This is a genomic window from Endozoicomonas sp. ALD068 (assembly GCF_049310145.1).
In the GTDB taxonomy this organism is placed as follows: Bacteria; Pseudomonadota; Gammaproteobacteria; order Pseudomonadales; family Endozoicomonadaceae; genus Endozoicomonas_A.
The window spans coordinates 4,130,643-4,157,435 of sequence record NZ_JBLYNU010000004.1; the positions used below are offsets into that span (position 1 = coordinate 4,130,643).

Here is a 26,793-nt window from a genome sequence, read left to right on the forward strand (position 1 = left end):
CGCTTACTTTCTTGACCTATCCTTCCTCTCTGTAAACCAGAACACAAGGATAGAATTATTAGACACTCATTCTTTTCGTTACCACTGTTGGTGCTGTCGTTGTTTGTCGTCTGTCAGGCCGAGCCTTTGACAGGACCTTTTATTGTTGAGTTTGAGCAGGATGCAGGTCCTCAAAGCCGGAGCTGTTCTATAAAGCGTGCCCAGCATACATTGTCCGACAATCCGTCAGACACCGCTGACAATCAACACAGACCCCCTGGTTACGGGGTAGATACGACCCCTGTTGAGTCGAGTTCCTGGCAACTATTTTACGCCAATCATCTGCTGTCTGGTTACGAACTGATCCTGACTATCAGAGGCGCCTCTGCGCGCTCCACCCCGTGTTCATGGATACCTGTCGAAGTGGTTATCGCTTTCAGCTGGCTTTTAAAAAGCTATTGCCGTCCCCACTCAACACTGTTTAACCTGATTGAACTAAAAGAGGCACCGCAAGAAGCGAGTCAAAATAACCCGTTTGCGATCATCACTGCGCTGTTTGGCTCCGAGCGTAACCAACAACAACACCCACCATCAGAACCATCCGGCCTGCAGGCCTCACAAGCCACCCCCTCTCTTGCAAGTTCTATAATTCGCCCTCTGTACTCTGCCTCTGGCCGGGGTAACCGGAGCCCTCAGCAATACTTTCATACTTTGGATTTAAATTGTTTTGTCTATCCCTGTCATGGTGTTTGCGGATTCCGACCCTCACCCAACAGCACAGAGCCCAGTGAATGGCCACCGAATTCCGAGGACGGTTCGTCAGATCACGCAGGAGTTAAGCCCGGTCAAAAAACACCTCCCCATTCTGCCAATGGATACAGCCCTGGTTATTCGGATCATTCTGGTTTTGTAAACGCTAAAGATTTCCAAGAAATCCGACCTTTCGAAATACGGATTAATCCCCCTGACATTCATCTCCAGTGTGATTCTGGCCAACCTTCTGAGCAACAGGCTGATCAGCATCAGCTCCATGGTCTTGATGGCAACCTGAATGGCTGCAACCCTGGATGTTCAATGAGTGCTGAAGTGGCAAATACTGCCCCTATGGAGCCAGTCAATGATGATATCCCAATGCGCAGACATTTACCTATCACTGCTGATGATTTGGTTATAGTTAACGGTTTACTCAAGCTACGTGGCCAGAATCTTCTCGGAGAAACCGGGATTTCCTTCACGTCTACCCATTCAGAAACACAACACATAACCACTGAATCATCCCAATCGGCTCAGAGCCAACCTGATCTTTTCCAGACAGAAGCAATACAAGCCACAGACAACAGCGGGCAAAACATCTGTCATGTGACCATGATCGGAAAGAATGACCGAATGCGATCATGCCGGAAGTCCTGCAAAAGTGATCAGGCCCAGACGGATCACAAAAGAACAGACGACACGAGACAACGAATCTGTCAAGAGACTGTGCCCGGGAAATCTGGCCAGCAGCGACCATGTAGAACTGTCTGCAAAAACGCCAACGCTCTGTCATCTCACAAAAACAGATACCACAAGGGACAACAAACCTGCAAAGTGAACGTGATCAATGAGAATGGCCAGCAGCAATCATGCGGGAAGGTTTGCAAGAATAACCGTGCCCTGGGTGATCACAAAAGCAGAGACCACAGCGGGCAGCAAGTCTGTGAGGTAATAGAGCCCGGGCAGGATGGCCAGCAGCAGCCATGCGGAATGATTTGCAAGAATGCCAAAGCCCTGTCATGTCACAAAAGCAGAGGGCATAGCGGGCAAAAAACCTGTGACCGGACTGTAATCGGGGATGATGGCCAGCCTCGGCCATGCGGGAAGCTCTACAAAAATGCTCAGGCCCTGTCGACTCATAAAAGTAGATTCCACTCCGGGCAAAAAATCTGTGACGTAACCGTAGTTGGGGAAGATGGCCAGCTGCGACCATGCGGAATCATCTTTAAGAATGCTCCATCTATGTCGTCTCATAAAAGCAAGGTCCACAGCGGGCAAAAAACCTGTGACGCGATCGTGGTCGGGGAGGACACCAAGCTGCGGCCATGCGGAAAGTTCTTCAAGAATGCCCAAGACCTGTCATCTCACAAAAGAAGAGACCACACAGGGCAACAAGCCTGTGATGAGACCGTGGCCGTGATGTATGATCAGCAGCGGCGATGCGGAAAGATCTGCCTGAATGCTCACGCCTTGTCGGTGCACAAAAGACTTCATCGAAAACGCAAGCGTATGGATACGGACCTGAACGACTAGTCTGGCAAGCTTTCATGAGATTTTTCCAGATGCTACTTTTGCTTTTCAAGAGAGGCTTTTTGCCAGAAAAACACCCTTATTTTCATGTTCTATCCTTTTTCTCTGTAAACCAGAATGCAAGGATAGAATTATCAAACACATAGTCCCGGCTGCACTGCTATTGCTGTCGTTGTCTGTCGTCTGCCAGGCCAGACCCTGGGCAGGACGTTTTATTGTTAAGCCTGAACAGGATGCAGCTTCTCCAAACCATAATTTTTCTATAAAACTTGACCGGCGCAGATTGTCGCTCACCCCCTCAGATATTGGCAACACTGACGGCTGCGCAGAAGCGGGTATGCCACCTGATAACAAACGACAAAAGATTTATAGTTACGAGATACAAAAGACTCTTATTGAGTTGATTTCGTGGCAATGGCTATACGCAACAAAGCTGTTGGTTGCTTATGAACTGATCTTGACCAACAAAGACAAGCCCCTGGGCCCGACCCTTTATCAGGCTGTCACAAAAATACTCATCTGCTCCGGGTTGAGAAAGGGTTACTGGAGTTTTGCGACACCTTCTTATTCCTGGATACCTCTGGAAGCAACTATCGCTGTCGGTTGGCTCTTAAAAAGCCTTTGGAACTCTGATTCACCGCTGTTTAACCCGATTGTACAAAGGGAAGCGAGCCAAAATCGCCCGTTTGCGATCACCATTATTATGTCTGGCCCTGAACATAACCCGGCACAATATCAGCATCAGTCATCAGAATCTTCTGGTGAGCAAGCCCCACAAGTTACCACCCACCCTAAAGGCTCTTTCACGAGTTTCCTACACTCTGGCGAGGGTAAAGGAGATCCTCAGCAACACTCACACACGTTAGGTTTGAATTGTTTCCTCCATCCTTGCCATGGCGTTTGTCAATTTCGACCATCATTCGATAGCAATGAACACGCTGAATGGCCGCCAAATCCCTTAGACCATTCGACAGGTCAAACAGGACAAAACTCACACGCCTGTTTGGCTAATGGTCCCAGCTTGAGCTGCAGAAGTCATGTTGATTCTATAATCGCCAGACATTTAATGAATGCAGGGGCAGCAAATAATGACCCTGCCGGACCAGTCAATTCTAATGTACCAATGTCGGGGCATTTGCCTGTCACCGCTGATGACATTGTTATAATCGATGGGTTACTCAGTATGCGTCGTAAAATACGAGCCAGAGACCAGAGCAGACTACCAACCTGTGACGTGACCCTGGTCATGGAAGATGGCCTGCAGCGGCCATGCGGGCATGTCTGTAAAAATGCTCAAGCCCTGTCATCTCACAAAAGCAAATACCACACCGGCGAAAAGACCTGTGACGCGACCCTGGTCCTTGAAGACGGCCATCAGCAACCATGTGGAAAGGTCTGCAAGAATGCTCAAGTCCTGATGAATCACAAAGGCAGATTCCACACCGGCAAACAAACCTGTGACAAAAAAGTGATCGACAAGGATGGTCAGCAACGACCATGCGGAAGAATCTGCAAGAATGCTCGAGTCCTGTCATCTCACAAAAGCAGATACCATACAGGGCAACAAACCTGTGCAGAGACCATAGTCGGGAAGGATGGACAGCCGCGCCCATGCGGGAAGGTCTGCAAGAGTGCTCAAGCCTTGTCGGATCACAAAAGAGGAGACCACAGCGAGCAAAAAATCTGTAACCTGTCAGTGATCGGAGAAAATGGCCAGCAGCCATGCGGGGCGGTTTGCAAAAGTTCCAAAGCCCTGTCAGATCACAGAAGAAAATACCACACCGGGCAAAGAACCTGTGAAGTGATCGTGATCAGTGAGAATGGCCAGCAGCAATCATGCGGGAAGATCTGCAACAATGCTCTGGAACTTTCGAATCACAAAAGAGTACACCGAAAACGCAAGCCTGTGAATGTGAAACAGGGCGATTAATCCCTTGTCTGGCACCCTTTCATGGTTTTTTCCGAGTGCTACTGTCGCTGACTGTCGTCTGTCAGGCCAAACCGTGGACAGGACGCTTTAATGTCGAGCTTGAACAGGGTGCAGGTTCTCCAAGCGACACTTTCTCTATAAAATTTGACCGGGGCACATTGTCGGGCAACCCTTCAGATATTAGCGTCACCAACGACCACAATGAATCAGGTTTTCTACCTGATAAAAAACGACGAAAACATTGCATTTACACACTGAAGACGCCCCTTATTGATTCTACTTTTTGGCAATTACTTTACAACTTTCATCTTCTGATTGTTTACCAGCTAATCCTGATCAACAAAGACGCCTCTTCAGGCACCACTCAATATTCATGGCTAGGAGGCTGACCGAGAATAGCGCCCGTAGCGAGGACGGCAGAAAATTGAGGATGAAAATTCGGTTTTGTGAGGAGAATAGCGAGCTATTTGACGAACAAAAGCGGATTTTCAGACCAATTTGCTGCCGCCACAGTAGGGCAGACTATTCTCGGTCAGCCTCCTAGGAGCCTGACCGAGAATAGCGCAACCAGACCAACAGAAGTTTTCCCAAATCTTAAAATGAGCAAAAAATATCCAATTATTAGTGGGATTTTGCTCATTTTTGCATATTTATGCCTTCTCACAGCCTCTATGCTGCCTTTTTAGCCTCTTTCAAATCTTCAAGACGGATTGACCTCGTGGAAGCCGCTTTTACAAATTTTTTGATATTATGCGCAGTGCATACCAGTGAAAATTCCGCTGAAACTTTTTCTTTGCCGCGGAGACTGAACCCTCGGAAACCAGATTCTTTTATCTGTCCAAATGGTGGCTCCGCAATAACTTTACGACGCTCATATATGGCTTTCGCACCGGCTGTCTCCATTTTCTTATTCATAGCCTGACGTGCTTTTTCAAACTTATCGGTACGGATAACCCTGCCAGCCTCTTTCTTTGAATCACTGCAATTCCGACGATAAGGGCATTCCCTGCATACCGTCTTGTTTGCCCGGTAGCTTTTTCTTTTGCTTTTGCTGGCCGGGTTCGTTACCAGCTTTTCCCCTGCCGGACAGATAAATACATCAGCTTCGGAATCATACGCAAAATCCGCTTTGACAAACTTCCTGTCAGAGCTTTCAAGGTCGTCAGCGGCAGGCTTCTCCGCCTTGTCGGTTGCGATATAGGCATCAATCTCATGTCGCTCGACTGTATGTAAGTTTGACCCTGAGAAGTAACCATTATCCATACTCCACTTATCTACAGCCGCGCCATCAGTGGCTCCTGATAATGCCCTCAGCGCCGGCTCCACTTCCTGTACATCGTTGGCGTGTTGGCTGACATGCTGGCCAACAATGATCTGGTTATCGGAATCAACTGTAATTTGAGCATTGTAGCTGTACTCACAATACCCCTTCTTGCTCATCACGCGGGCATCGTGATCTGCAAAACTGATCTGCTTTTTGTCGTCTATTGGTTTGTCTGGATTTAAAGCTTTTTCACGTTCTTCAAGTGCTTTCTTGGCCTCTTTGATTTTTTTCAGGCGCTCTTCTTTAAACTGGAGGTCTTCAGGAATGCTGTAACCATTGGTTGCTTTGTAGGCGTCATCTTCTTCCTGATCACACTGACTGGCTTTTTTGATCAGCTCATCCACTTCGGCACTGAGTTCTGCCTCTTTCGCTTTGAGCCTCCCGTAGCTCATGGCCTTGTGTTTTGAGCTGTTGGCTTTGAACTTGGAGCCGTCCAGGCTGATATGACCCAGTGATGCCATTTTGAGTTCAATGGCCAGTTTGACTGACTGTTTGAAGCAGTCATGGAAAAACGACAGATTATCCTTACGAAAGTCACCAAGAACCCTGAAATTCGGGCAGTTCATTTGTGAGATATACATGAACGCCAAGTCTTGTCGACACCGTCGCTCAATCTCACGGGAACTGAAAACACCATGGCTGTATGCGTAGATCAGAATAGCGACAATGAGCTTTGGAGGGTATGCGTGCTGACCAAGGTGGTGATATTTTTTTTCGACTTCAGACGTATTAATGTTCTGAAAAATGCTTTCATAAATAAAACAATCATGATCTTTGGGAAGCAAATCGAAAACGTTGGTTGGGAACAGCAGATGCTGATCAAACTCAACAGGACTGTCCTTAAACTTTGGTGGTGGTGACATTTGGCATAATCAGAGTTGGTTTAAGGCTTATCATAACAGATAAGCCTATTCTCGGTCAGGCTCCTAGCAGCCTGTCGGACTTAAGCGTCCGTAGCGAGGATTGCAAGAAATTGAGGATAAAAATCTCTGTTTCTGAGGAGAATAGCGAGCTATTTGACGAAGAAACAGAGATTTTTAGACCAATTTATTGCAACCGCAGTAGGACAGTCTTAAGTCCGACAGGCTGCTAGCAGCAGAAGCGGTTGCATTTTTCAGTTGGCTTTTAATGAGTTCAGGGACAGCCTTTACAGAAGCTCTTATCGGGTTACTCAGCGATGATGCGTCAATACCCGGGAATGATTGCCTTGTTCCCGAAGGAACACCAGCTAAAGGAGCTACTCACTGCCAACAAACCTTGTCCGGGCAAGAAATAATACACGACAAAAATCTAATAATATGCAATATCACCGTGACCAGAAGGGATCGCCAGAAGCAGCTAAGTGGTGCAGTCTGCAAGAATGTTCAATCTCTGTGTACTCACAAAAACAAACTCCACAGCGGAGAAAAAACCTGTAAGGTGACAGTGTTCACAGAAGAATTCATGGAAAACGCAAGCCTGTTGATGTGGATCTGGACAATAACCTCGATCCTTAATATGTTCGGCAAAGGTCTGACCAATACGCAGCGACTTTTTGCCCGGTGTAGCCTTTGGTTTTAGTAAAGGGTTTATGAACAGAATATCTTTGGCAGAAAAGCATGCTGATTCTCTTGATCTATCCTTCCTCTCTGTAAACCAGAAAGCAAGGATAGAATTATCAAACACTCACCTTTTGCGGTAGTGATGTTTTTACTTCTGACGTTGTCTCTCCCCTGTCAGGCTGAACTCCGGACAAGATGTTTTATTGTCGAGTTTGAACAGGATACTGGTTCTCCAGATCAGGGCTTTTACATAAAACAAGACCAGCACACATTGTCAGAAAACCCGTCAGACATTATCTGTACTTCAGACCATTCAGGATTTGATTCGCCCCCTGATGATATACCTCAAAAATCTTGCAGTTATGGAGTTAAAACAACCATCATTAATGTGATTTCGTGGCAATGGCTTTATACCACTCATCTGCTGGCGGTTAACCAACTTATCCTGACCACCAGAGACGCTCCTCTGTTCTCCAATCCTTATTCATGGTTACCTCCAGAAGCAATTATAGTTTTCTGTTGGCTTTTAAAAAGCTACTGGAACCCCAATTCACCGATGTTTAACCCGATTGAACCAAAAGTGGCTCAGCAAGAGGCGAATCAGAATCAACCGTTTGCGACCATCAATGCAATGTTTGGCTACGGAAATAACCAACAACAATGCCAGCCATCAGCATCATCCGGTCAGCAATTCCAGAAAGCCTCCAATCACCTTACAGGCTCTTTCAACAGTCTCGTGAATATTGACTATCGCGGCGGTAACGGAGGCCCTCAAGAACAGTCACACACCCTGGGTTTAAATTGTTTCATCTATCCCTGTCGTGGCGTTTGCAGATTTCGACCATTATCTTTCAGCAGTGAGCCCACTGAATGGACATTGAGTACCGAAGAAAGTTCGAAAGGACAAAGCTCATGCACCCATTTGGTGAATGAATGCCGTTTTAATTGTATAGGTGATTTTGATCTTGCAGGCGCAACATATTTCCAACAAAAACCACCTATCGAAACATGGATTGATCCCACTGCCATTCATCTCCAATATAATTCTGGCCAACCAGTTGAGCTTAAGCCGCATAACGTGTACGACAACGTTATAGACGGGGTTGCCTCAGACGGGGTTGCCTCAGAAGGAATGGCCCCGGACTACAAAAGCGAATATCACAGCGAGCAACCAACCTGCAAAGTTACAGTGGTCCGTGAGGATGGTCAGCAGCGGCCATGCGGGATGGTCTGCAAGAATATTCAAGCCCTGGTGAATCACAAAAGAAGAGCCCACACCGGGCCAAAAGCCTGTTATATGACCCTGGTTGGAGAGGATGGCCAGCGGCAACCATGCGGGCAAGTCTGCAAGAATGCTCTATCGCTATCCGTTCACGAAAGCAAAGTACACTCCGGGCAAAAGACCTGTGACGCAAGAGTCATCGGAGTGAATGGCCAGAAGCACCTCTGCGGGAGGGTCTGTAAGAATGCTGGAGCCCTGTCGGATCACAAAATAAGATACCACAGCGGGCAACAAACCTGTGACGTGAGAATGGTCGGGGAAGATGGTCAGCAGCGGCTATGTGGGAAGATCTGCAAGAGTCTTAAGACCCTGTCAGATCACAAAAGAGCAGCTCACGGCAGGCAACAAATCTGCGACGAAATAATGATCAGGGAGGATGGCCGACTGCAGCCATGCGAGGCGATCTGCAAGGGCTCCAAAGCTCTGTCTGATCACAAAAAAAGATACCATAGCGGACAACAAACCTGTGACACAGCCCTGATTGGGGAAGATGGCCAGCAATGGCCATGCGGGAAAGTCTGCAAGAATATTTGTACCCTGACGTATCACAAGAAAACAGCTCACAGCAAGCAATAAACCTGTGACGTAAAAATACTCGCAGAGGATGGTCAGCTGCGTCCATGCAGGGAGGTCTGCCAGCTTTCTATGGACCCCTCGAATCACAGAAGAATACATCGAAAGCACAAGCCTGTTGATGAACGCCGGGAGGATGACTCCACTCCACAAAAAGGTAAATGAATAAGTGGTATGGATATGATACCCATCATTTATGAAGGAGGCACAAAAACACACTTATTTTCTTGATCTATCTTTCCTCTCTGTAGCCAGAAAGCAAGGACAGTATTATTAGATACTTACTCTTTGCGGGACTGCTTTTGCTGCTTCAGTCACTATCTGTCGTCTGGGCCGAACCGTGGACAGGACGTTTTATGATCGAGTATGAACAGGATGCTGGTTCTTCAAACCGGTGCTTTTTCATAAAGCATGACCGTCAGACATTACCAGACAACCCGTCAGATATTGCCGACACAAACGGCTGTTCAGGATCAGCTTCGCCCCACGATGACAAACGCCAAAAACTTTGCCGTTACGAAGTGAAAACGACCACCTTTGAGTCAACTTCGTGGCAATGGCTTCATGTCACAAAGCTACTGCTTGCTTACGAGCTGACCCTGACAACCGACCCCTTCCCTCTAAATTCGAACTTTTCTTCATGGCTATCTGTAAAAGCGATTTTTGCGATCATCGCAGCGATGTTTGGCTCTGGAAGTAACCAGCAAGAATACCAGCCATCTGTATCGTCCAGCCAGAAAGCCCCACAACCCATCACCCGCATGGCTGGTTCATTAACCAACCCTGTGTATTCTGGCTCTGGCGACGGTAAAGGAGATCCTCAACAACACCTGCACACTCTGGATTTAAATTGTTTCGTCTATCCCTGCATTGGGGTTTGTCAATTCCGATCATCACACGATAGCAGAGCACCCGCTGAATGGCCGCTGAGTTTCATTGAAAGCTCATGCCCTCATTTGACTAATGGATACTGCCTTAGTTGCATAGGTTTTGATCCGGCAAACGAAGCATATTCCGAACAACACTCAGCTCTTGAAACATTGAATGAACTCCCTGAAATTCACCGCCCATTCGATTTTGACCAATTGACTCAGACACAAGAACTCATGACAAATCACAAAAGCAAATGCTACGTTGGGAACCTGGTATGCAACGAGCTGCGGGGCGGGGAGTATGATCAGCCGCAGCTATGCGGAAGGGTTTGCAAAAATACTAAAGCCCTTTCGGTTCACAAAAGCAGATACCATACCGGGCAAAAAATCTGTGACGTGACCCTGATCGGAGCAGATGGCCAGCCAGGGCTGTGCGGGAAATTCTGCAAAAATGCTCAAGCCCTGTCGGATCACAAAAGAAGATACCACAGCAGACGTCAAACCTGTGATGTGAATCTGGTCGGGAAAGATGGCCAGCAGTGGCCATGTGGTATGGTCTGCAAGAATGCCCGCTCTCTGGCGGAGCATAAAAGCAAATGCCACAGCGGGCAAAAAACCTGTGACAAAACAGTGGTCAGGAAGGATGGCAAACAGTGGCCATGCGGGAGGGTCTGCAAAAATGCTAATGCCCTGTCGAATCACAAAAACAGAGTGCACACCGGACAACAAACCTGTGATGTGATGGTAGTTGGGGAAGATGGCCAACAACAACCATGCGGTATGATCTGCAAGAATGCTAAAACCCTGTGGGACCACAAAGGAAGACATCGAAAACACAAGCCTGTTAGTCTGGACTCTGACCTCGGCCTTTGATTTACCCAACCTTCCATGCTTTTTTTCCGGCAGCAACCATCGGCTTTAAAGAGAATGTTTTTGACAGAAAAACATGTTTATTTTCTTGATCTATCCTTCCTCTCTGTATATCAGGATCCAGAGACAGAATTATTAAACACTTTCTCTTTGCGGCACCGTTGTTGCTGCTACTGTGGCTGTCTGCCGTCTGTCAGGCCAATCCGTGGAAAGGACGCTTTAGTGTTGAGCTTGAACTGAATGCAAGTTCAAAACAGAGCTTTTCCATAAAGTCTGACCGGCCAACACTGTCGGGAAACCCGCTAGACACTACCGACACAAAAAGCTACCCAGGATCAGCTTTGTCAACCGATGACAAACAACACAGACATGCTGGTTCGACCATTATTGAGTCGATCTCGTGGCGATGGTTTTACGCCACGAATCTGCTGATGGCTTTTGAGCTGATCCTGACCACTCAAGACGCTCTTGTGAGCTGCGCTCCTTATTCATCGCTACCTTTGGAGGCGATTATAGCTGTCAGCTGGCTTTTAAAAAGCTTTTGGCATCCCGATTCACCGCTGTTTAAATCAATTGAACAACAGGCGGCACTTATGTTGACAGAGGGGGATCACCGATTTGCAACCATCACCACGATGTTTGGCTCTGGACATAACCCACCCCCCTATCAGGCATCAGAATCATCCGGTCAACCCACCCCTGCGACCAGTAACCAGGCTACAGACTTTTTCACCAGCATCTTTTACTCCGGCTCTGCCGATGGCAACGGAGGCTCTCAACAACACCAACACACGTTAGGTTTAAATTGTTTCGTCTATCCCTGCAATGGCGTTTGTCAATTCCGACCACCATCCGATAGCAGCGATTCAGTTGAAAGGCCGCTGAATTCTCCAAACAGTTCGATAGACAACGCAGTAACACCTCAACAAACATGTCCTCATCTGCCCCATGGACACTGCCTCAGTTGTATGCGCTATCTTGATCCTGCATGCGCCTCAGCCTCCCAGGCATACTCAACTTTGAAAACATTGGATGAGCTTTTTGAAATTCAATTGCCATTCGATTCTGGCCCACTATTTGATCGAGAGTTGAACGACTTTGGTAGCAACCCGGCCAATAACTTCAACTCTATTGACTTACTGAATGCAGGAGCAGCCTATAGATCGGATGCTATAGGAGCACCCAATGATGAAGAGCTGACGTTCAGGAATTTTTCTTTCAACGACTATGAATTTCCGGCCACTAATGGGTCACTTGATCTTCAGAGTTTTGCCGAAAATGCCAGATTTTCCTTGACACTTAACCAATCCCCTCTTCCGACGGGAATTTCAGAAACACAACAAACAACTTATGAATCATTCCAATTGAGTCAAAGCCAGGCTGATCGTCCCCCGACAGCCGCAGCATCAGCCCTTTCAGATCGCATAATCGTCACCGGGCAAACTACCTGTAACTTAATAGTGATCGGGGAGGATGGCCAGCAACAACTTTGTGGAAAGAGCTACAAGCGTATTCAAAGTCTGTCGGAACACAAAAGCAGAGAACATAGCGGTGAAAAAACCTGTGATTCAACAGTGATCGGAGAGGATGGTGAGCAACGGCCATGCGGAAAAGTCTGCAAGAATGCTCGAGTCCTGTCATGTCACAAGAGCAGAATCCACCCCAGGCAACAAGTCTGTCACGTGAAGGTGGTCGGGAAGGATGGCCAGCCACAACCGTGCGGAAAGGTCTCAACGAGTGTTGTCGCCCTGTCATCTCACAAAAGCAAAGCTCACAGCATGCAAAAGACCTGTCATGTGACAGTAGTCGGGAATAATGGACAGCTTAAGCCATGCGCAAAGATTTTTAAGAGTGCTCAATCTCTGGCAAGTCATAAATGCCAATATCATTCTGGGCAAAAGACCTGTGATATGATAACAATCGGCGAGGATGGTCAATCGCATCCATGTGGGAAGATCTGTAAGAATGCTCAGTCACTATCGACTCATAAAAGCCAATATCATAGCGGGCAAAGAACCTGTCGCGTGACAATAGTCGGGGAGAATGGACAGCTTCAGCCATGCAAAAAGATTTTTAAGAGTGCTCTAAGTCTATCGACTCACAAAAGCCAATTTCATAACCGGCAATGGATCTGTGATGTGACAATAGTCGGGGAGAATGGCCAGCTGCAACCATGCGGGAAGGTCTACAGGAGACCTCAGTCTCTGTCGACTCACAGAAGAAAAGAGCATACAGGGCAACAAATCTGTGACTCAACCATAGACAGAGGGAACAGCCAGTCGCAACCGGGCGCCAGGGGCTGCAGTAATGCTGAAACCCAGTTGCAACATAAAAGAATAGATCGAAAACGCAAGCATACCGCCGAGGAGCAGGAAGATGACCTCAGCCCTTAAAAAGATTGAGTAAATAAGTAATGATCTGACCTCCGCTCTTTCGTTAGGTGATCTATTCTTCTTGCCAGTGAACTAGATTCCAGGGATAGAATTATTAAACATACTCTCTCTTTGGCACTGCTTTTGCCGCTTCTGTCGTTTTCTGTCGTCTGTCAGGCCAAAACCTGGACAGGAACTTTTACTATTGAGATTGAACAGAATTCGGGTTCTCAAAAACAGAGCTTTTTTATAAAGCGTAGCCGAGGTACACTGCCGCCCTCCTCAGACATTGCCGACACAAACGGTTATACAGGATCAGATTCGCCATCGGATAGAAAGCGACAAAGTCGTGTCTGTTCGTCTATCATTGAGTCGATTTCGCGGCAATGGCTTTACGTCTCGAACCTGCTGGTTGCTTACGAACTCATCCTGACCACCCAAGACGACTCCCATAGCTCCACCCCTTATTCTTGGCTACCTTTGGAAGCGGTTGTCACTGCCTACTGGCTTTTAAAAAGCTTTTGGAATCATGATTCACAGTTATTTAAACCAATTAGACTACAGTCGACATCTATTTTGACACAGAGAGATCAACTGTTTGCGACCATCACTATGACACTTGGCTCCGGACATAATCCACCCCAAAATCAGCCAGCTGAATCATCAAGGCAGCGTACTCCACAGGCCACCAGCCAGCCTACAGGCTATTTTACTCATCTCCAGTATTCTGAATCTGCCGACGGTAACGAAGATCCACAACAACATTCACACACTCTAGGTTTAAATTGTTTCATCTATCCCTGTCGTGGCGCTTGTGAATTCCGACCATCATCCGATAGCAGTGATCCTGATGAATGGCCGTCGCATTCTATAGAAAACTTGCGAGCTCACATAAAAGCAACACCCGAACAAAACTCATGCCCCCATTTGGCTGACGGGCGCTGCTTTAGTTGCATAGGTCACTTTGATCTTTTGAGCGCTAAAGGTTCCCAACCAAACTCGGCTGTCGGAACATTGGACGATCTTTCTGACATTGAATTTCCGTTCGATTCCAGGCCTCTATTTGATCTGGAGGCGTATAACTTTGATAACGACCCGATCAATAGCTTCAGCTTTTCAGACTTAATGAATGCAGGAGTGGCCTTTACAAAGAATACTAACAGGCTACTCAATGATGAAGTGCTATCCCACAGAAGTTTGTCGTCCAACGCGCTTGAGTTTCCGGTCATTAATCGGTCACCCGATTCACACGGTCTTTCTCAAGAAGCAGGGGGCTCCCTGACATTCACCCAACTGCCTCCTCCAATGGGAAATTCAGAAACACAACCAAACACCACTGAATCGTCACAATTGAGTCAAAGCACAGCTCGTCATTCCCAAACAGGTGTTGCACAAGCTTTTTCAGATCACAAAAGCAGAGTCCACAGCGGGCAAAGAACCTGTAACGTGACTGTGACCGGAGAAGATGGCCAGCCAAGGCCATGCGGGAAGATCTGCAAGCATGCTCGAGCCCTGTCGGATCACAAAAGAAAAACACATGGCGAGCGACAAACCTGTGACGTGATCGTGTTAGGGGCGGATGGCAAGCATCGGCGATGCGATCGAGTCTGCAAAAATGCTCGAGCTCTTTGGAATCACAAAAGAAGAAGCCATAGCGAGCAAAAAATCTGTGACGTGATCCTGATCGATGCTGATGGCCAGCGACGGCCATGCGGTAAAATCTGCAAAAGTGTTCAAGCCCTGTCGGATCACAAAAGAAGAAAACATAGAAAGCAAAAAGCCTGTAACACAAGCCTGGTCCGCAAGGGTAACCTGCAGAGTTCCTGAGACAGACTCTGCAAGAACGCCAAATTTCTGGAGAAAATCAAAAGAGAGCATCTAAAACGCAAACATGTTGATGTCGATCGGGACGATGGCTGTCCTTAGTCTGACACCCGCCCTTTCATGAGATTTTAACCGGTGCAACCTTTGTTTTTTTTTGTAAAAAAACTTTGACAGGAAAGCGCACTTATTTTATTGATCTATCCTTCCTATCTGTAGTCAGAATGCAAGAATAGAATTATTAAACACTCACTCTTTGCGGCACCTTTGTTGCTTCTACTGTCGCTGTCTCTCGCCTGTCAGGCTAAACTGTGGACAGGATGCTTTGCTGTTGAACTTGAAAAGAATTCAGGTTCGGCAAAACAGGGCTTTTCCATAAAGCGTAACCGACTAACACTAGCGGGAAATCCGTCAGACACTGTCGACATAGACGGCTATACCGGAGCAGCTTCACCACCAGATGACAAACGACACAGGCATGGCGATTCGAGCATTATTGAATTAATTTCATGGCAATGGCTTTACGCTGCTGACCTGCTGGTTGCTTTCGAACTGATCTTGACCGTTCAGGACGCTCTTCTTAAGTCAGAGCCTTATTCATGGCCACCTTTAGAAACGACTATTGTTGTCGCTTGGCTTCTAAAAAGCACCCGGAACCCTGATTCACCAATGTTTAACCCGATTGAACAACATGAGTCGAGTCAGGATCAGCCCTTTGCAACCATCACTACGATGTTTGGCTCCGAACGTAACCCACCACAATACCAGCCATCAGAATCACCGGGGCAGCAGACCCCAAAAGCCACCACCCAACCTGCGAGCTATTTTACTGATCCACTGTCCTCTGACTCTGGCGACGGTAACGAAGACCCTCAACAACACTTACACACTTTTGGTGTAAATTGTCTCGTTTATCCCTGTAATGGCGTTTGTCAATTCCGTCCCTCTTCCGATAACAGCGGTCCCGCTGAATGGCCGCTGAATTCCGGAGAAAGTTCCACAGGTCACTCAAAAGCAATATCCAAACAGAGTTCATGCCCTCATTTCGCTAATAGATACTGTCTGACTTGCACCTGTTATTTTGTTCCTGTAAATGCTATAGATACCCAACAAAACTCGACTTTCGTAACATTAGACGATCTTTCTGACATTGAATGCCCATTCGATTCTGGTCGACAGTTTGACTTACAGGCCTATGACATTGATAGCAGCCCGACCCATAGCTTCAACTCTATAGACTTAATGAATGCAGGGCCAGACTCAACAACTAATGTGACCGGGCCACTCAATGATGATGTGCCAATACCCGGCTACTGGCCATCCAACGCTCATCATTCTGCGGTTGTTAGTGGATCTTATCTGCAGAGTCTTCCCGAAGAAGCCGGGTTTTCCTCTATGCTCCCGCACCTGCCACCTCCAGTGGAAACTTCAGAAACACAACAAACCAATGCTGAATCTTCCCCATTGAGTCAACGCCAACCTCATCTTACCTCGACAGACACTGAACAGGCCCCTTCAGATCCAAAAAGCAAAGGCCACACCGGACAAAAAGTCTGTGATGTGAACGTGGTCAAGGAGGATGGCCAGCAGAAACCATGCGCGAAGGTCTTCAAGAATGCCAAAACCTTGTCGAATCACAGAAAAAGAGTCCACTCAGGGAAAAAAACCTGCTCGGCAACAATGCTTGGTGCAAATAACCAGCGGCAGCCATGTGGGCTAGTCTGCAAGAACTATCAGTTCCTTTTAGAACACAAAAGAAGAGAGCACAGCGGGCAGCAAATCTGCTACGTAAAAATAGTCGGAGAAGATGGCCAGCCACAGCAATGCAGGAAGGTCTTCAAGAACCCTAATAGCCTGTCGACTCACAAAAGAAGCACCCACAGCGGGCAACGAACCTGTGAGGTAATAGTGACTGGGAAGGATGGCCAGCCAAGGCAATGCGGATTGGTTTGCAGGAGTGCTCATGCCCTGTCGGCTCACAAAAGCGGTTATCACAGCGGACAAAAAACCTGTGACCTGGACATGGTCGGGGAGGATGGCCAACAAAGACTGTGCGGAATGGTCTGCAAAAATGCGAGAACCCTGTACTATCACAAAGCAAAAGACCACAGCGGGCAACAAACCTGTAACCTAAGCTTGGTGGGAAAGGATGGTCAACGGCAGCCATGCGGCAAAATAAGCAGCAATCTCAGATCTCTAACGGTTCACAAAAGAAGATACCACAGAGGGCAACAAACCTGTGAAATAACCATAGTTGGGGAGGATGGAGAGCAGCGACCATGCGGAATGGCTTTCGAAAGCAAAGGTGCCCTGTCGGATCACAAAAGAATACATCTAAAACACAAGCCTTTTGATCTGGATTAGTAATGGCTTCAATGCAGTCCTCTCAGTCAGGAGCAACACCCGGACAAGACTCATGCTCCCATTTTGCAAGAATGCTCGCGTCCTGACGGATCACAAAAGAAGCACCCACAGCGGACAACAAATCTGTGACTTAATCTTGTTGAGAGAGGACGGTCAACAGCAGCCATGCGGCAGAGTCTTCAACAATGCCAGAGCCCTGTTTGATCACAGAAGAAGACCCCACATCAGGAAAAAAATCTGTGACGTGCTCCTGGTCAGAGGGGATGAACAACCGAAGTCATTCGGGACTGTCTGTAAGAACTCCAGAGCCCTGTCGTATCACAAAAAAATATCACTCCCAACAATAAATCCGTGACTTGACTGAAGTTGGGCAGGATGGGGGCAGAGTCCATGGGGGAAAGTCTGCAAGAGTGGTGTTTCCCGTTACAACCTTTGGTTTTTGACAGAGTTTTTCTGACGGAAAGATTTTGACAGATGAACACGTTTATTTTCTTGATCTATTCTTCCTTTCTGAAAAACCATGATGCAAGGATAGGATTATTAATCTCTCACTCCTTGCGGCAACGCTGTTGCTGCTATTGTCGTTGCCCGTCATCAGCCAGACTAGCCCGTGGTCAGGACCTCTCGTTGTCGAGTTTGTACAAGATTCAGGTTCTCCAAATGAGAGCTTTTCTATCGGACAGGTCTGGCATATATTACCAAATGAACCTTCAAATGTTGCCGTCAGAAACCACTATGCAGAACCAGATCTGCCACCCGAAATTAAACGATACAATAACTACAGTTACAGTCTGAAAACAACACTTATTGAGTCGGTTTTCTGGCAGTTGCTTTCTGCCAACGAGCTGCTGGCTGCCTACAAACTGATGCTGACTACTAAAAACACCCCCCTGAGCACCACACCTTATTCATGGATACCCGCAGAGGCGACTATAGCGGCGATCTGGATTATAAAAAACTATTGGCACCCCGATTCACCACTGCTTAACCCGATTGAACTACAGTCGACTTCTATGTTGACACAGTGGGGACAGCCGTTTTCAGCCATGATGACGTTTGGCTCCAGACATGACCTACAAAAATGCCAACCATCAGAATCATCGAGGCAGCATGCCCCGCAAGCCACTAGCCACCCTGCGGGCTATTCGACCCCCCCACTGAATAACAAGTATGGCGGCGATAACGGAGGTCCTGACCAACAGCTGCATACTTTGGATTTTAATTGTTTCGTTTATCCCTGCCTCGGTGTTTGTCGATTGCGACTACCATCCGATAGCAGATGGCCCGCTGAATGGATGATGAATTCCAAAGAGAGTGCAGCAGGCCAAACAGGAGCAATACCAGGACAAAGCTCATGCCCTCATTTAGCTGATGGAAACTGTCTTGGTTGCATAGACTATTCATATTCTGAAGACGCTATACATCCCGAACAAAACTCGCTTTTCTACACGTCAAACTATCTCCCTGACATCCAACTCCCATTCGATTCTGCCCCACTATCAGAGCCACTGCTCCACGACATTAGTGGCAAGCCCGACAATAGCAGCAACTATACAAACGAAGTCGCCTTAATCGGAGTCACCTCAGAGTCAATGGTTGCTGGAGCAATCTGTGCAACCAAGACTCCCGCACCACTCCATGATGATATGGCAGGGAATTTGTCTTCCGGCGCTGACGGTTTTGCAATCATTAGCAGGTCACTCGACCCAAATAATCTTCTCGAAGGAGCCACTGCTTCGGTTACTAACTGGTTCACCCCGTCATTGGCTGAACATTGCCAATACAACCTGTTGAATTACAGAGGCAACATCCGCACCAGGCAGGAAATATGTGACTTGACAGTAATCGGTCAGGATAATATGCCACAGCCATGCGGAAAAGTTTTCACGAATGCTAAATATCTGTCATCTCATAAAAACAGAATCCACAGGGGGCAAAAAATCTGTTATCTGACCGTGGTCGGTAAGAATGGCAAGCAGCGAGCATGTGGGATGGTCTTTAGGAATATTAAAGCCCTGTCGTATCACAAAATAAGCCAACACACCGGAGAACAAACCTGTAGCATGACCGTGGTCAGGGAGGATGGTCAGAAACGACCATGCGGTAAGGTCTGCAGGTCTTATAAATCCCTGTTGGATCACGAAAGAAGAGGGCATAGTCGGCAACAAACCTGTAACACGACCGTAACCGGAGAGGATGGCCAGCCGCAGCCATGCGGAAAGGTTTGCAAGAGCGCTAAAGCTCTTTCCGATCATAAAAGAAGAAAACACACCGGGCAAAAAACTTGTGACTTCAGAGTGGTCAGGGAGGATGGCCAGCTGCAGTCATGCGGGAAGATCCTCAGCAATGCCAGGGCCCTGTCGGATCATAAAAGAAGAAATCACAGCGAGCAAAAAACCTGTGAAACAATAGTGATCGCAGAGGATGGTCAGCCCAGGCCGTGCGGGAAGGTCTGCAAGAGTGCCCTGACCCTGCTTGAACACATAAGAGGATGCCACGCCAAGAAAAAGACCTGTAACTTTATAGTGGTCGCCAAGGATGGCCAGCAACGGCCATGTGGAAAAGTCTACAAAAGTGTTCTTTCCCTGGCAATTCACAAATGTTCACATGGAAAACTCAAGTTTGATGGTCTGGAGGATAGCCCCAATCCTTGATCTGAAACACTCTTTAATGAGGTTTTGCCTCCTAAAACCTTTGGCTTTTGACAGAGTTTTTTTAACAGAAGAACTTCAGCAGAAAAACACGCTTATTTTCTTGATCTATCCTTCGCTTTTTAAACCAGAAGGCAAGGATAGAATTATTAAACATACACTCTTCGCAGCACAGGTGTTGTTGCTTCTGTTGCGGTCTGTCTTCTGTCCGGCCGAACCGTCGACAGAACGTTTTTCTGTTAAGCTTGAACAGAATTCAGGCTCTCCAATACAGAGCTTTTCCAAGTGTGACTGTCATACATTGCCGGGCAGCCTGTCAGGCACGGACTGCAATACCATCTGTACAGGCTCCTTTTCGCTACCCGAGAATAAACGACAAATATTTCTCAGTTTCGAAATAAAATCGACCATTCCCGAGTCGATTTCGTGGCAATGGCTTTATGCCACCCAGCTGCTGGTTGCCTGTGAACTGATCCTGACTGCCAGAGACACCCTAATGATCTCCAAACCATATTTATGCCTGCCTGTAAAATTGGTTGTCGCTATCGGTTGGCTTTTGAAAAGTGACTGGAATCCCGATTCACCATTGTTTAGTCCTATTGTACGACATTGTTCATTTATTCTGACATGGGAGGATCGTCTGTTTGCGGTCATCACTTCAGCACTTGACTCTGGAAAGAACTCAGCACAATACCAGTCATCAGAATCATCCGGCCAAAACACCAGGGAAAAACTCACCTTCACTAAAGGCTATTTCAGCAACCTCCTGTATCCTGACTCTGACAATGGTGACGAGGGCCCTGAACAACACCAACACACGCTGAATTTAAATTGCTACGTCTATCCCTGTAATAACGTTTGCATATTCCGACCATCATTCGATAGTTGCGAGTTATCTGAACAGCCACTGGATTACAGAGGAAGCTCACCTCATCTGGCTAATGGACACTGCCTGGATTACATAGATCTTTGTCATCCGGAGACTGCTGAAGACTCCCGGGAAGACCCGCTTCCTGAAATACTGAATGATTTTTCTGATATACAACCCCTATTCAATTCACACCCAGTATTTGCTGGCAACTCTGTAGACGGGATCACATTAAATGGAATCGCTTCTACAACAAATGCTGCCGAACCATTTAATGATGAATTGCCAATGCCCGGGAATTGGCCTTACACCGCTGACCATTTAATGGACATTAATGGCTCAAGCGATCTATATGATCTTCTCAGAGAGTCCGTTTTTTCCTCAACGCCTGATTATTCAGAAATACCTGGATCAACTACTGAATCATCCCAACCGGATGATGACCAACCTCATCTTTCCCCGGTAGGCGCAATAAATGCCAAAAACGACAGAAGACAACCAACCTGTGACGTAACAACAGTGGGAAAAGATGGCCAGTTGCGGCCATGTGGGGCCATCTTCAAGAATGCTCAATCTCTATCGGCTCACAGATACAGTTACCATACCGGGCAAAAAACCTGCACCAAGATTCTGATCGGAAAAGATGGCCAGTCACGGCCATGTGGGCTCGTCCTCAAGAATGCTCAATCTCTGTCGGCTCACAAAAGCAGTTACCATAGCGGGCAAAAAACCTGCAACGAGATTCTGGTCGCGGAGGATGGCCAGTCGCGCCGATGTGGGGCCGTCTGCAAGAATGCTCAAACCCTGTCGAGACACAAACAAAGAGACCACACCGGACAACAAAGCTGTGACATAAGCGTGTTTGGGAAGGATGGCCAGCTGCGACTCTGCGGGAAGGTCTGCAATAATGTCATTGCCCTGAGGGATCACAAAAGAAGAGCCCACGCCAAAGAATATGCCTGTCGGGCAACAGTGGTTGTGAAGAGTGGCCAGTCGCAGCCATGTGCAAGAGTTTGCAAGAGTCTTCAAGCCATGTCGGCTCACAAAACAAAATACCACAGCGGGCAACAAACCTGTGACGTGACCATGGTTGGGGAGGATGGCCAGCAGCAACCATGCGGAAAAGTCTTCAGTAATACCAGAACCCTTATGAGTCACAATCGAAGAGATCACTGTGAACAACAAATCTGTAACCTGACCGTGGTCGGAAAAAATGGCCTGCAGCAGCCATGCGGGAAGGCCTGTAGGAATGCCAAGGCTATGTCATCTCACAAAAGCAAATACCATACCGGGCGAAAAACCTGTGAAGTGACCGTAGTCGGGGAGGATGGTCAGCCGCAGCCATGCGGGAAGGTCTGCAACACTGCTCAAGCCCTGAACAATCACAAAAGGGTACATCGAAAGCACAAGCCTGTTGATGTTGACCAGGAGGCTGACAGAGGACAGCGCCCGTAGAGAGGATGCTCAAGTCCGACAGGCTCCTGGCAAATAGCTTCATAGACTTCGGCTTCAGTCCATAATCTGACACCCGCACCTTCTCATAAGGTGATCTATCCTTCATCTCTGTAAACCAGAATGCAAGGATAGGATTATTAAACACTCACTCTTAGCGGCACCACTAATACTGCTATTGTCTTTGTCAGTCGCCTTTAAGGCCGAACCATTGACACGACGTTTTATTGTCGAGCTCGAGCAGGATGCTGATTCTCCAAAACAGAACTTTTCTATAAAATGTGACCGTCCTACATTACCGGACAAAGCTTCAGGCACTGCCGACAACAACGGCTGCACAGGTTCCGATTTACCGCCTGATGGCAAACGACACAGACCTTACGTTTACGGGATAAAAACGCCCCTTGTTACATCGATTTTATTGCCTATGCTTTACGCCACTCACCTTCTGGTTGCTTACGAACTGATCCTGACTACCAAAGATGCCCCTCCGGACTCACTCCCCTATTCATGGTTGCCTTTAGACCTGGTTGTCGTTATCAGTTGGCTTTCAGAAAGTTATTGCAGTCCCGATTCACTGCTGTTTAAAGCCATTGAACGACGGGTGGCCTCCATGTCAACAACGGGGGACCACCCGTTTGCAATCATCACTGCGATGTTTGGCTCCAGACGTGCGTCACCACACCATCAGCCATCAGAATCCTCCGCCCAGCAAGTCCCACATGACACTGCGCAACTTACAGGCTCTTTAATCGGCTCTTTGAATTCTGGCTCCGGAGGCGGTGACCGGGACCCTCAACAAAACGTGCACACTCTGGGCTTGAATTGCTACATTTATCCCTGTCATGGCATTTGTCAATTCCGACTCTCATCCGATGTCAGAGAGCCCGCTAAATGTTTGCCGAACTTCGAAGAAAGTTCGACAAGCCTCACAGCAATATCAGGACAAAGCCCATGCTCTCATTTGGCTGATGGCCACTGCCTTGGTTGCAGAGTTCATTTTGACCCGACAAACCCTTCCAGCTCCCAGCAACTCTCGCCGTCAGGAAAATTGAACAATCTCGCTGCCATTCAACTCCAATCTACTTCTGGCCAATTACTTCAGGCTCATGACATTAATGAAACACCTGCAAATATCTGCAACTACAGAGAGTCAACAGTTGCAGGGACCGCCTGCACCAATGACCCTAAAGGGCCAGTCAATGATGATGTGTCAAAGCCAGTGAATGAAATTAAACATTTCCAACGAGCCCTTTCGGGTCACAAACGCAAACACCGCACCAGGCAACGAACCTGTGACGTGACCGTGGTTGGTAGAGATGGGCAGCAAAAGCCATGCGGAAAGGTCTGCAAAAGGGCTCAGGATCTGCCTGAACACAAATGCAAATATCACGACGGACCAAAAACCTGCAACGTGACCGTAGTTTGGCAAAATGGCCAGCCGCAGTCGTGCGGGAGGACCTGCAAGAATAGCAGCGCCCTGTCAACTCATAAAAGCACATTCCACAGCGGGCAACGAACCTGTGGCGTGCCCGAAGTCAGAGAGGACGGCCAGCTGCAGCCATGCGGGAAAGTCTTCAAGAATGCTCAATCTATGTATTCTCACAAAAAAAGCCATCACAGCGAGCCAAAGACTTGTGTCTTCTCCATGGTCAGGGGAGATGGTCAGCAACGGCCATGCGGGAAAGTCTTTAGGAGTGCTCAGTCTCTGGCAACCCATAAAAGCAGAGTCCACAGAGGGGAACAAACCTGCGAGGTGACGGTGGTCACAGAGGATGGTCGGCTACAGCCATGCGGAAAGATCTGTAAAAACCATCTATGTCTGTCATCTCACAAAGACAGAGTCCACGGTGTTATTCGAACCTGTGATGCGACGGTGATCGGTAAGGACGGTCAACAGCGACCATGCGGAACGGTCTGTAAGAATCCCAAAGTCTTGTCACATCACAAAAGAAACTTCCACTCCGGACAGCAAGTCTGTGACGTGATCGTGGTCGGGGAGGATGGTCAACATCAGCCATGCGGAAGAGTCTGCAAGAGTGCTCCCGCCCTATCAATTCACACAAGAAGAAACCACGGCGAGATAAAATTCTGTGATGCGATCGTGGTCGGGCAAAATGGTCAACAGCGGCCGTGCTGGACGATCTGCAAGAGTGCCCTCGCCCTTTCGGATCACAAAAGGATACATCAAAAACGCAAGCCTGTTGATGTCAAACAGAATGACAAGTTCAGTCCCTGATCTGACACTCGCATTTTCAAGAGTTGATCTATTCTTCCTCTCTGTAAAAGACAATGCAAGGATAGAATGGTTAAGCATATATTCTTTTCAGCAGTGTTGTTGCTGATACTTTCGTTATCTGTCACCTGTCAGGAAGAGCCGTTGACACGACGTTTTTTTGTCGAGCCTGGACAGGATTCAGGCTCTCTAAAAAAGAACTTTTCTATAAAACCTGTCATACCTGCATTGCCGGACAACCCATCAGACATTGCCGACAACGACGGCTGTGCGAGGTCCGGCTCATCGCTTGATAACAAACGTCATAAACAAAACAGTTACGAAACAAAAACGCCCCTTGTTGAGTCGATTTCGTGGCAGTTGCTTCGCGCCACTCACCTGCTGTTTGCTTATGAACTAACCCTGACCACCAGAGATGTTACACTTTACTCTACTCCTTATTCATGGCTACCTGTAGAAGTGGCTATCATTGCCGAGTGGCTTTTGAAAAGCTATTGGAACCCCGGTTTTCCGCTGTTTAGCCCAGTTGAACAAAAAGCAGCATCTGTGGGAGCACACCCGTTTGCTACCATCACTGTGATGTTTGGCTCTGATCATAACCAGCAACAATATCAGTCATCAAAGTCATCCGGGCAGCAAGCCCCAAAGCCTCTCCCTCACCCTAAAGCCTCTTTCATCAGCCAACTGAATAATGACTATGGCGGCAACAGAGGCCCTCAACAACATTCACATACCTTGGAATTAAATTGTTACGTCTCTCCCTGTCATGGCGTTTGTCAATTGCAACCATCATCAGATAGCAGAGAACCCGCTGAATGGTCGCCGAATTCCGTAGCAAGCTCATGTCCCCACTTAGTTATTGGACACTGCTTAAATTGTGTAAGTCATTTTGATTTTTTATACACGGCAGATTCACAAGAAAAATTGTTCCTTGGAGCTTCGAATGATCTTTCTGATGTTCAACTTCCTTTTGATTCTGACCGACTATTTGATGACAACTTTATTGACGGGGTCGCCTTAGACGGGGTCGCCTTAGACGGGGTCGCCTTAGACGGGGTCGCCTTAGACGGGGTCGCCCTGGACGGGGTCGCCGATACGACCGGCGCTGCGGGTTCACTCAATGATGATGCACCAGTACTCGCGAGTTTTCCTACTACCACCCATGGTTTTGCGGCCATTCAAAAAGCATCCGATCTACAGCCTCCTATTCAAGAAGACGGTTTTTTTATTACGCTTAAACATTCAGAAACGCAACCAAGATCATCCCAATTGGATCAGAATCTGCCTCGTCTTTCCCGGACGGGGTCAAATCAAGCCACAGCCCACAGCGGACAGAAAGCCTGCAACGCAACAGTCATTGGAAAGGATGGCCAACTCTGGCCATGCGGGAAGGTCTGCAAGAATGCTCAGGCCTTGTCGCTTCACAGAAGAATGCACCACAGCGGGCAAGAAACCTGTAATGCAACAGTGGCCGGAAAGGATAGTCAGCAGCGGCCGTGCGGTAAGATCTGCAAAAATCTTTCATCCCTGTACAATCACAAAAGCAATGCCCACAGCGGACAAAAAACCTGTGCTGCAACAGTGGTTGGTGAGGATGGCCTGCTGCAGCCATGTGGAACAGTATGCAAGAGTACCAAAAGCTTCTCGGATCACAAAAGAAACTTCCACAGTGGTCGAAAAACCTGTGACTTGAAAATAGTCGGGGAAGATGGTCAACCGCGACCATGCGGGACGATCTGCAAAAATTTTTTAACCCTTTCTAATCACAGAAGAGACGTGCACAGCGGACAACAAACCTGTGATGGAATACTGGTCGGGGAGGATGGCCAGCCGCAGCCATGCGGGTTGGTCTGCAAGAATACTCAGATCCTGTCCTATCACAAAAGTTTAATCCACACTGGGCAACAAATCTGTGACGTGACCATAGTCGGGGAAGATGGCCAACAGCAGCCATGCGGGAAGGCCTGTAAGAATGCTCATGCCCTGTCATCTCACAAAAGCAAATACCACACCAGGCCAAAAGCCTTGGGTGAGATAGTGGTCCGGAATAATGACCGGCAGCGGCCACGCGGGAGGGTCCGCCGCCCTGCTGAAACCCTGTCGGACCACAAAAGAAAACATCGAAAACGCAAGCCTGCTGATGCGAACCAGGACGATGACTAAATCAGAATGCAAGATAGAATGATTAAGCACCCATGCTTTATGGCGTCACTTTTGCTGCTGTCGTTACCTGTCGCCTCTGATTGATTCGATGTCGTGGCAATGGTTTTACACCACATACCCGTTGATCGCTTACGAACTGATCCTGACCACTAAAGACACAACAAACACGCTTATGTTCTTGATCTATCCTTCCTCTCTGTATTCAGGAATCC

At 47.7% G+C, this 26,793-nt stretch carries 15 protein-coding genes; 14 read left to right on the plus strand and 1 reads right to left on the minus strand.

The annotated features are described in order from the left end of the window. The first annotated feature begins 99 nt into the window (after window positions 1-99). From ACO6V5_RS14495 to ACO6V5_RS14505, 3 genes are all read left to right on the plus strand, one after another. On the plus strand, window positions 100-2,265 hold the full coding sequence (locus ACO6V5_RS14495) for a hypothetical protein (RefSeq protein ID WP_422139983.1): 2,166 nt from the start codon (window positions 100-102) through the stop codon (window positions 2,263-2,265). A 169-nt stretch (window positions 2,266-2,434) separates the two neighbouring features. Continuing rightward, window positions 2,435-4,192 carry a hypothetical protein gene (locus ACO6V5_RS14500; protein WP_422139982.1) on the plus strand — a complete coding sequence of 586 codons (1,758 nt, stop codon included), beginning with the start codon at window positions 2,435-2,437 and terminating at the stop codon, window positions 4,190-4,192. 35 nt (window positions 4,193-4,227) lie between these two features. Further along, entirely contained in the window at window positions 4,228-4,581 is a 354-nt protein-coding gene (locus tag ACO6V5_RS14505; protein WP_422413818.1) for a hypothetical protein, read from the plus strand. A 280-nt stretch (window positions 4,582-4,861) separates the two neighbouring features. On the opposite strand, the gene ACO6V5_RS14510 is transcribed toward ACO6V5_RS14505, so the two are convergent. After that, window positions 4,862-6,379, minus strand: a complete 1,518-nt coding sequence (locus ACO6V5_RS14510) for an IS1182 family transposase (RefSeq protein WP_422132798.1) — start codon at window positions 6,377-6,379, stop codon at window positions 4,862-4,864. Between the two features lie 265 nt (window positions 6,380-6,644). Between ACO6V5_RS14510 and ACO6V5_RS14515 the strand changes: the two genes are divergently transcribed. From ACO6V5_RS14515 to ACO6V5_RS14565, 11 genes are all read left to right on the plus strand, one after another. Further along, window positions 6,645-7,076, plus strand: coding sequence for a hypothetical protein (locus ACO6V5_RS14515; protein WP_422139980.1), 432 nt, complete (start codon window positions 6,645-6,647; stop codon window positions 7,074-7,076). Window positions 7,077-7,199: 123 nt separating this feature from the next. Beyond that, entirely contained in the window at window positions 7,200-8,915 is a 1,716-nt protein-coding gene (locus ACO6V5_RS14520) for a hypothetical protein (RefSeq protein WP_422137012.1), read from the plus strand. A 353-nt stretch (window positions 8,916-9,268) separates the two neighbouring features. Continuing rightward, a complete protein-coding gene (locus ACO6V5_RS14525; RefSeq protein WP_422411212.1) occupies window positions 9,269-10,657 on the plus strand; it encodes a hypothetical protein in 1,389 nt (462 codons plus the stop codon). 158 nt (window positions 10,658-10,815) lie between these two features. Beyond that, the gene (locus ACO6V5_RS14530) at window positions 10,816-13,047 is read left to right on the plus strand and encodes a C2H2-type zinc finger protein (RefSeq protein WP_422411210.1); all 2,232 of its coding nucleotides are present in this window, start codon (window positions 10,816-10,818) and stop codon (window positions 13,045-13,047) included. 111 nt (window positions 13,048-13,158) lie between these two features. Then, window positions 13,159-14,853 (plus strand): hypothetical protein, encoded by a 1,695-nt coding sequence (locus tag ACO6V5_RS14535; protein ID WP_422411208.1) that lies wholly within the window; start codon window positions 13,159-13,161, stop codon window positions 14,851-14,853. Window positions 14,854-15,114: 261 nt separating this feature from the next. Continuing rightward, window positions 15,115-17,211 carry a hypothetical protein gene (locus ACO6V5_RS14540; RefSeq protein ID WP_422137008.1) on the plus strand — a complete coding sequence of 699 codons (2,097 nt, stop codon included), beginning with the start codon at window positions 15,115-15,117 and terminating at the stop codon, window positions 17,209-17,211. Window positions 17,212-17,263: 52 nt separating this feature from the next. Beyond that, window positions 17,264-17,566, plus strand: a complete 303-nt coding sequence (locus tag ACO6V5_RS14545) for a hypothetical protein (RefSeq protein ID WP_422137007.1) — start codon at window positions 17,264-17,266, stop codon at window positions 17,564-17,566. A 214-nt stretch (window positions 17,567-17,780) separates the two neighbouring features. Then, window positions 17,781-19,865, plus strand: a complete 2,085-nt coding sequence (locus tag ACO6V5_RS14550; protein ID WP_422137006.1) for a hypothetical protein — start codon at window positions 17,781-17,783, stop codon at window positions 19,863-19,865. 187 nt (window positions 19,866-20,052) lie between these two features. Next, a complete protein-coding gene (locus ACO6V5_RS14555) occupies window positions 20,053-22,185 on the plus strand; it encodes a hypothetical protein (RefSeq protein WP_422137005.1) in 2,133 nt (710 codons plus the stop codon). Window positions 22,186-22,393: 208 nt separating this feature from the next. Further along, window positions 22,394-24,421 carry a hypothetical protein gene (locus ACO6V5_RS14560; protein WP_422492125.1) on the plus strand — a complete coding sequence of 676 codons (2,028 nt, stop codon included), beginning with the start codon at window positions 22,394-22,396 and terminating at the stop codon, window positions 24,419-24,421. Between the two features lie 141 nt (window positions 24,422-24,562). Further along, window positions 24,563-26,581, plus strand: coding sequence for a hypothetical protein (locus ACO6V5_RS14565; RefSeq protein WP_422442176.1), 2,019 nt, complete (start codon window positions 24,563-24,565; stop codon window positions 26,579-26,581). Window positions 26,582-26,793 lie beyond the last annotated feature (212 nt).

Bases quoted from the DNA above. Each gene is read 5' to 3' on its own strand.
- ACO6V5_RS14510 (WP_422132798.1), bottom strand. From the start codon at position 6,379: ATGTCACCACCACCAAAGTTTAAGGACAGTCCTGTTGAGTTTGATCAG.
- ACO6V5_RS14515 (WP_422139980.1), top strand. From the start codon at position 6,645: ATGAGTTCAGGGACAGCCTTTACAGAAGCTCTTATCGGGTTACTCAGC.
- ACO6V5_RS14520 (WP_422137012.1), top strand. From the start codon at position 7,200: ATGTTTTTACTTCTGACGTTGTCTCTCCCCTGTCAGGCTGAACTCCGG.
- ACO6V5_RS14525 (WP_422411212.1), top strand. From the start codon at position 9,269: ATGATCGAGTATGAACAGGATGCTGGTTCTTCAAACCGGTGCTTTTTC.
- ACO6V5_RS14545 (WP_422137007.1), top strand. From the start codon at position 17,264: ATGCTCCCATTTTGCAAGAATGCTCGCGTCCTGACGGATCACAAAAGA.